The following is a 2,765-nucleotide window of genomic DNA, read 5'->3' on the forward strand; positions in this document are numbered from 1 at the left end:
GCAGCGCGAGGGCGTGATTATCGCGAACCTCGTGAATCTGTGGAACAGCTTCGGCAAGGCCGTTTGCGTCAAAAAGCTCTAGTTGCGTCCGCAACCAACTGCGGGCCTACCCTGCTGAACAAAGCCGCTATTCGTCTCGATCAATCGTCGAGCACCGTCGATGCGATGACGTTCCACAAGTAGCAAACCGCTGCATGTCGATCATCCCGCCGGGCCGGTAGCGCGGAGTACGGAATGTGTGCATGGCCAGTTACGCGGTAGCAGCATTCGCCGCGTCCCGGTTTGCCAGCATCGAAAGCAATTGCGAGTTCTGATTCTTCGCGAGTTCGGCACGAACCAGTTTCAGCGCATGCTCCTGCCGGTCAAAAAACTCGCGCGCGCTGCTCAGCGTTGAATGGCGATGCAATGCTTCCAGGAAAGTGGCCAGGACAGTCTTCAGATAAAACTCGAGATTGGCACATAGCAGCGTTGCGTCGACCATGCGTTGTCCACTGTGAACAATGTCGCAGCGCGCACGATAGATCCGCTGCACGTGCCATCGCATCCGGCGCTCATGGTTTGAAAGCGTGGTCTGAAGCTTCGCATTGTCGTTGAACACCCCAAACAGCCGGCGCAGATGGAGGCGCACAAAAGGGGAGTCCGAGCACGCATTCTCGATCGCAACCCGATATGCCTGGTCCTGTAGCAGCGTATGGAACTCTGCGAGCCCCATTCCCTTGAGTTCGACGGGCGTACCTGCGGCATCGGCAAGTTCGATCTTCAGTTCGTTGACCAGAATCTCGCGCAGCGCAACAAGATGCTTGGGCAGGTAGGACAGCGTAACGGTCGGCGCGAGCGACTGTTCGACGCCGTTGCCGATGCCATCGCTCCCGCTGCCACTGCCTTTGACCAGATACTCAACTGCCGTCCACCAGTTCACGAGCTTGTTCTCGAAATTTGAGGAGTCGGCACCCGTCCTGTATAGCCGGAACGCCGAGTAGATCCTGTCTTTCGTTTCGGCAGCAAGGGTCCCGCTGACCACCAGTTCCTGAAGCCGTCCCATAAACACCTCGAGCTGTGCCGCGCTTAGCGAGGAGTCCGGATTCGGGACGCTACCCGGCAGCGGCAGCAGAATGTGCCTGCCCGGCTTTTCAACGAGAAACGTGTCGGCAAGCTGGACATTCTTGCGTTCATAGTCGTAGCGAACAACATCGAGTACGCCAGCGATCTGGTCACTGGCGATTGAGCCAGCGATTCGACCGTCCTGCGCCTCAACCGTCATCGTCGCGAACAGTCGCCCGCCAAAAGCGCGGGCATACCTCTGTACGTAGCCGCTTGAGCCGGCACCGACCGCGGGCGGGGCTGTCGTGAACGCGATCGTGCCCACGGTCGGCGGAAAACTCGTAGGCTTGCTTACGCCATTTATCTGAAACGTGATGCGATAGGGTTTAGGCGCACTGGTCAAACGCCGGAATACCTCGCGCAATGCATCGGCAAACACATACGGGCGTGCTTCCCCGCCTGCGTCAGACGGCAGGAGCATCTCACGATACAGTTTGAACAACGACGGGAAGCTCCACCCCTGGTTGACGAGCGTGCTCAACAAGGCTGACAGTACGTTTTCGATTTCCCGAAGATGCGGTTCCTGCGCGTCAAAGGTCGCACCGTTGTCCGGGGTTGCCAGTTCCCGAGACAGCCACGCGATGCTTTTCGGTACGAAATGCCGCTCAAGGGTATGGATGAGTTCACGGCCAAATGCATCGACGAGGAAGCGATTTTTGTGGAGCTGCGTCCCCGCGAGCTTCGCAGCTTCAGAAGTCTTTCCCCCGTCCTCCGACGCCGATTTCACCGGCTTGCTCTCGGCGACTTCCTTCAGCAGCGTGATGAGCTGGGACGCAGCCGGTTGAAATACGGAATCGGCGAGAATGGAAGTGGTAGCGAGTATCTCGCACGCTTCCAGTGCGACCCCACCAATGTCCTGTTCCTTCGCGTGCTCGATGTCGAACATTCGCAGCAGTTCGCGCGTAATGTTCAAGGGATTCATGGCGCGCACGCGGAAAGCGTCCAGTGACGCCTCGTGCACCAGGTTGAACCAGCAATCGCAAAAAAAGCGCTGGCGCGAAGTCAGCGTTTGCACGGTGGCGATCCGGCGGTCGGTACGCATCGTACGCTTGCCCAAGAAGTGAAAAAGGGCTATTCTACGCATGCAGTCGGCGCATGCGCTGACGACAGAAAAAAGGGGTCAGGATTTGTTGGTCTGGACGTCGTTCCGCGACATTTTCCGCCCCGCCTACGTAGACGGCCTGCGCCTTGCAGGCCGTTTTTTTTGGCTGCGCGGCTAGCATGAAAAAGCGCCTGCAGGTGCAGGCGGTTGGCTGCTTTCCTGCTGGCGTTATCCGGTTGAGTGTCGTAGATGGACGCGTGAGTGATCGCGCCGATGACGCTCCGGCCAGCCTGCGGCGCCTGGATTCAGCGCCGGATGTCTGGATTCACGACGCCATCATTCTGTAATGGGTGTCCCGTGCTTTTCAGCTTTATCGTTCCCCTGTCGCAACGATCCGTCGCCGCGTTCCAGGGTAGTCACCCTTTTCATGCCTGTAGGGACCCGACGCCTCAGCAGTACTCCGTGCACAGTCGTCGTCTGTGGTCGTCGTCAATAGGCTTTGTTCAGCAGGGTAGGCCCGCAGTTGGTTGCGGACGCAACTAGAGCTTTTTGACGCAAACGGCCTTGCCGAAGCTGTTCCACAGATTCACGAGGTTCGCGATAATCACGCCCTCGCGCTGCT

Annotated in this window: 3 protein-coding genes; 2 read left to right on the top strand and 1 reads right to left on the bottom strand. The window is 58.4% G+C overall.

Translation table 11 applies throughout. The features are described 5' to 3' along the window. The coding region (locus AB3X89_RS39255) for a hypothetical protein (RefSeq protein WP_368587945.1) at positions 1-183 on the top strand (183 nt) is incomplete at its 5' end. A 67-nt stretch (positions 184-250) separates the two neighbouring features. Here AB3X89_RS39255 and AB3X89_RS39260 read toward each other — a convergent pair. Beyond that, the gene (locus AB3X89_RS39260; protein ID WP_368587946.1) at positions 251-2,143 is read right to left on the bottom strand and encodes a hypothetical protein; all 1,893 of its coding nucleotides are present in this window, start codon (positions 2,141-2,143) and stop codon (positions 251-253) included. Positions 2,144-2,322: 179 nt separating this feature from the next. Between AB3X89_RS39260 and AB3X89_RS39265 the strand changes: the two genes are divergently transcribed. Beyond that, positions 2,323-2,490, top strand: a complete 168-nt coding sequence (locus tag AB3X89_RS39265; RefSeq protein ID WP_368587947.1) for a hypothetical protein — start codon at positions 2,323-2,325, stop codon at positions 2,488-2,490. The last annotated feature ends 275 nt before the right edge of the window (positions 2,491-2,765 follow it).

This window comes from Paraburkholderia sp. BR14320 (genome assembly GCF_040948665.1).
GTDB classification, from domain to species: domain Bacteria; phylum Pseudomonadota; class Gammaproteobacteria; order Burkholderiales; family Burkholderiaceae; genus Paraburkholderia; species Paraburkholderia youngii.

Excerpts from the sequence above, each read along its gene's own strand:
- AB3X89_RS39260 (WP_368587946.1), bottom strand. The coding sequence starts at position 2,143 with ATGCGTACCGACCGCCGGATCGCCACCGTGCAAACGCTGACTTCGCGC.
- AB3X89_RS39265 (WP_368587947.1), top strand. The coding sequence starts at position 2,323 with ATGAAAAAGCGCCTGCAGGTGCAGGCGGTTGGCTGCTTTCCTGCTGGC.